Here is a 4,023-nt window from a genome sequence, read left to right as displayed (position 1 = left end):
CGGCCCCCCCCCCCCCCCCCCCCGGCCCCCCCCCCCCCCCCCGCCCGCGCCCCCGCCCCCCCCCCCCCGCGGGGGGCCCCCCCGCCCCCCCCCCCCCCGCCAGAGGTGCACGAGCGTCTGCGCGAGGCGCACGTGCGCCTCGGCCAGCGGGGTCAGCGCGGTGTCCGGGCCGTCGAACCAGCGGCCGCCGTCGCGGACCGGGGCGAGCGACGCGACGACGCTCGCGAGCGTCTGCGCCGCGTCCTCGAGCCGGTCGTCGGCCGCCAGGGCGAGCGCCCGGCCGACCTGCACCGACGCCTCGTGGTCCGGCCCGAGGTCCACGTCGGGGACGACCGCGCGCTCGCCCACGCCGAACACCGCGGCCCAGGACCGCGCGAGCGCGAGCCCGGCGGCCGTCGCGTCGTCGTCGCACCAGGACGCGAGGAACGTCGCCGTGTCGAGGAGCTGGGACGTGCTCACGCCGTCGCCCCGCTCGGCGTGCAGCCGCGCCGCGTTGAGCACCCCCGACACGACCCCCGCCACGGCGTCCGGCGCCAGGTCGTCGGGCTGCCCGCCGCGCAGGTAGGGCGAGAGCACGTCGTCGGGCACCTGACCCTCCGCGAGCGTCAGCGCGGCGACGAGCGGTCCGAGCGTCCGCGCGCGCAGCGCGTCGTCACCGCTGCGCGACGCCTTGCGCAGCCAGTCCGCGGCGTCCTGCACGTGCCCCGACCGCAGCGCGGCGACACCCGCGATCGCGAACGCCTCGGCGCGGTGCTCGGTCGCGGCCTGGCTCGCGGCCTCGCGCGCCACCTCGTGCGCCCAGACGACGTCCCCGCGGTCCAGGTGCCGACGCGCGATCCGCAACAGTCCCGGGACGAGCGCCGGGTCGCCGACGAGCGTCGCGAGCGCCGAGTGCCACACCGCCACGTCCTCCTCACCCGCTCGGCGGTGCGCCTCGGCGAGCGCGACGTGCGCCGTCGTGCGCTCGGCGAGCCGCGCGTCCGCGTGGACCAGGGACCGCATGCGCGGGTCGACGAACGCGAAGCGGCCGCCCACGAGCGCGAGGTGCTCGGCGAGCGGGCCGTCGAGGACCCCGTCCATCGCGAGTCCGGTCGCAGACAGCAGCAGCTCGGTCCGGTCGACGACGGCGACGGCAGCGACCAGGAGCGCGTGTCGCTCCCCCTCGCTGAGGGCCGCGAGGCGGTCGGCGAAGAGGGAGCGCACGGCGGGGACGGCCGGCAACGGGTCCGGCAGGATCGATCCCCCGGAGAGCTGCTCCGGCGTGAGCAGCGCCGCCGTCTGCGTCAGCGCCGCGGCGTTGCCGCCGAGGAGCGCCGCGAGGCGGGCCGCGACGTGCGGCGCGACCGCGAGCCGGCGCTCGACGAGCAGCAGGTGCAGGGCGTCCGCCGGCGCGAGGGGCGGCACGGCGCGGAGCTCGAACGGTCCGGAGGACGGGTCGAGCGCGCCCGCGGTCGCCGTCCCGAGGAGCACGACCGGCGCGTGGCGCTGCGCGACGAGGCTCGCGAGGACCGACCTGCTGAGCTCGTCCTGGAGGTGCAGGTCGTCGGCCACGAGCACGACCGTCGCGCCGTCGAACGACTCGACGAGCAGCTCGGCGAGCGCGACCGCCGCGACCTCGGGGAGGTACCCGAAGCCGGGGTCGACGGGCTCGAGGACGCGCGTGAGGCGCTCCGGGACGACCCCGCCCGCGAGCTGCGACACCTGCGACACGAGCGACACGACTGCGGAGCCCGGCGCGGGCGCACCCGCGGGCGGGCGACACCGCAGGGTGAGCGTCGGGCGGGCGAACGTGTGCGACGCGACCGCCTCGCAGACGACCTCGAGCGTGGCGCTCGCCCCCATGCCGTGCTCGGCCGTCCACACGAGGCCGCCCTTGCCCTCGCCCACCGCAGCGAGCGCGCGGTCGACCTCCTGCGCGCGGGAGGAGAGCCGCTCGAGCCGCCGCGCGGACCGCGCGTCCGCGCGGCGGTGCGGCTCGGGAACCAGGTAGTCGCGCTGTTCTGACATGTCGGGACCCTCCGTCCGGGGGCTTCTTCGCCCGTCGACCGGATGAAATGTTAACAACCCTCCGTAAACAAGGGATCACCTCATCGTTTCCCGCCCGTCACACGACCGCCACCTGGGCCGACGTCGCTTGCCCCGCCTGCGTGGGAGGGCTAGCCTGGCCTCGATCCCCGTCGTGGCCACAGTTCTCGTGCGCCCCGACCCGGGTGCGGCGCCCACGGCGCCGCCGCCACGAGAGCGAGGTGAGCCCCATGCCGGACGGCAGCAGTCATAGAACCGTGCACTGCGCGCTCACCCTCCGTGGCCCGCAGCCCGTCGCCTGAGTCGGCGAGCTCCTCGAGGACTCCCGCGACCGGCCGTCGTCCCGCGCGGGGAGGTCGCCAGTGCGCACCGCGCGCGCCGTCGTGCGCGCCGCTGGACCACCCGCTGACGCACCCGCCGACCCGCCCGCGCCCGCCACCCACCCCGTGGCGCCCGCCCCTGGTCGTCGGCCCGCCGAGAAGGACGACCACCCATGACCCAGCGCTCGCCTGCCACCGAGACCCGGACCCGCCCCGCACGCCTGCGGGACGCGCGCGACGACCGGCGCCGCACCCGCCGACCCAACCTGGAACGACAGTCGATCTCCTTCACCGTCGGCCTGTACCTGTTCATCGCCGGCGCGCTGCTGGTCGCGCACGTCACCGCAGGAGGTGTCTGATGACGACGACGCTGCCCGAGCCCACGAGCCTCGTCCCCGCGCCCGCGGCCGACCGAGCCCTCCCCGCACCCGCACGGGGCGGGCTGGATCTGCACGCCCGCGCCCACGGCACCGGCGCGCCCCGGTTCGACCCGCGCGTCCTGCGCTCGCACTGGGTCCAGGTCGGGGTCGGCGACCCCGACGCGACCGCCCGCGCCGCCGAGCACGGCGTCGACTTCGTCGCCGCCGGCGGACGGGTCTGGGAGACGGACGTCCACGTGTACCTCCCCGTCACCGCCACGCGGCGCGACGGCGACCGCGTCGTGTACGAGCGGATCGTGCTCGCCCTCTCCCCCGACGTCGTCGTGACGGCCCAGCCGCAGCGCCACTACGGCGTCTTCGACAAGGCGATCGCGCGCATGCGCCGCACCCCGTGGCTCATCGGCTCGTCCTACGGCGTCGCGTACGCGCTGCTCTACGCGCTCAACGAGGCCGCCGACCGCGTCGTGTCGTACGCGAGCGACCTGCTCGAGGACATGTCCGACGAGATCGACGAGGCCACCCGGGGCGTCGACGCGCGCGGCCGGGAGATCGGCGTGAGCGACATGCAGGACACCATCACCCGCATGAACCGTGCGGAAGAGATCGTCTCGCGCGCCCAGGAGTCCCAGCTCTCGCTCGCCCGCGCCGCACGGCACCTGCGCAGCGAGATCGCGGACACCGACCCCGTGCTCGCGGGCCTCGTCGAGACGCTGGTCGCAGACATCGACGGCGTGAAGCAGCACGCGAGCTTCGAGCACGACAAGGTGCGCTACCTCCAGCAGGCGATCATGACCTCGCTCGACGTCAAGCAGGCCCAGATCGTCAAGGTCTTCACGATCATCACCGCCGTGTTCCTGCCGCCGACTCTCATCGCGTCGTTCTACGGCATGAACTTCACGCACATGCCGGAGCTCGACCGCCCTTCCGGCTTCACCGTCACGGTCCTGCTCACCCTGGTGGCGGCCGTCATCCCGCTCGCCTACATCAAGCGCCGCGGCTGGCTCCGCTGACCTCCACACCCCACGCCCCGCCCGGTCCGCCGAGGTAGAACGGTGGTCGGTCTCCAGCCCGCGGGGTCGGGTCCGCGGCGCGCGCCCGGTTCTCAGACCCACGGGGGTCGGGTCCGTCGTGTGCCGGCAGTGCACGCGGCACTGGAGACGTCCCGACAAGACCGACATCGCGGGCGGTCGCCCGGGTGAGCCACGACCAGGGCGAGATGACGCCGGGCGGGGTGGGTGGTGGTGCCGCGTCGTGGCGGGCCTGGCGGGAGCCGCGAGGAACGAGCGGCGGATGGTAGA

General features: G+C 75.9%; 3 protein-coding genes. 2 read left to right on the top strand and 1 reads right to left on the bottom strand.

The window, feature by feature from the left end:
- Positions 1–2,007, bottom strand: a 2,007-nt coding sequence (locus ACFWH7_RS20835) for a hypothetical protein (protein WP_378219561.1), incomplete at its 3' end; no start/stop codon positions are given.
- Between the two features lie 511 nt (positions 2,008–2,518).
- Between ACFWH7_RS20835 and ACFWH7_RS20830 the strand changes: the two genes are divergently transcribed.
- Entirely contained in the window at positions 2,519–2,704 is a 186-nt protein-coding gene (locus tag ACFWH7_RS20830; protein WP_378219559.1) for a hypothetical protein, read from the top strand.
- Positions 2,704–3,735 carry a CorA family divalent cation transporter gene (locus tag ACFWH7_RS20825; protein WP_378219556.1) on the top strand — a complete coding sequence of 344 codons (1,032 nt, stop codon included), beginning with the start codon at positions 2,704–2,706 and terminating at the stop codon, positions 3,733–3,735. The genes ACFWH7_RS20830 and ACFWH7_RS20825 overlap by 1 nt, the downstream gene beginning before the upstream one ends.
- Positions 3,736–4,023 lie beyond the last annotated feature (288 nt).

It is taken from the genome of Cellulosimicrobium cellulans, from assembly GCF_042723955.1.
GTDB lineage: Bacteria > Actinomycetota > Actinomycetes > Actinomycetales > Cellulomonadaceae > Cellulosimicrobium > Cellulosimicrobium cellulans_H.
The sequence above is the reverse complement of the archived record's forward strand: the minus strand, read 5'-3'. Positions and strand labels throughout refer to the sequence as shown.

What these genes read in the sequence shown, in the direction of transcription:
- ACFWH7_RS20830 (WP_378219559.1), top strand. Translation starts at nt 2,519, where the DNA reads ATGACCCAGCGCTCGCCTGCCACCGAGACCCGGACCCGCCCCGCACGC.
- ACFWH7_RS20825 (WP_378219556.1), top strand. Translation starts at nt 2,704, where the DNA reads ATGACGACGACGCTGCCCGAGCCCACGAGCCTCGTCCCCGCGCCCGCG.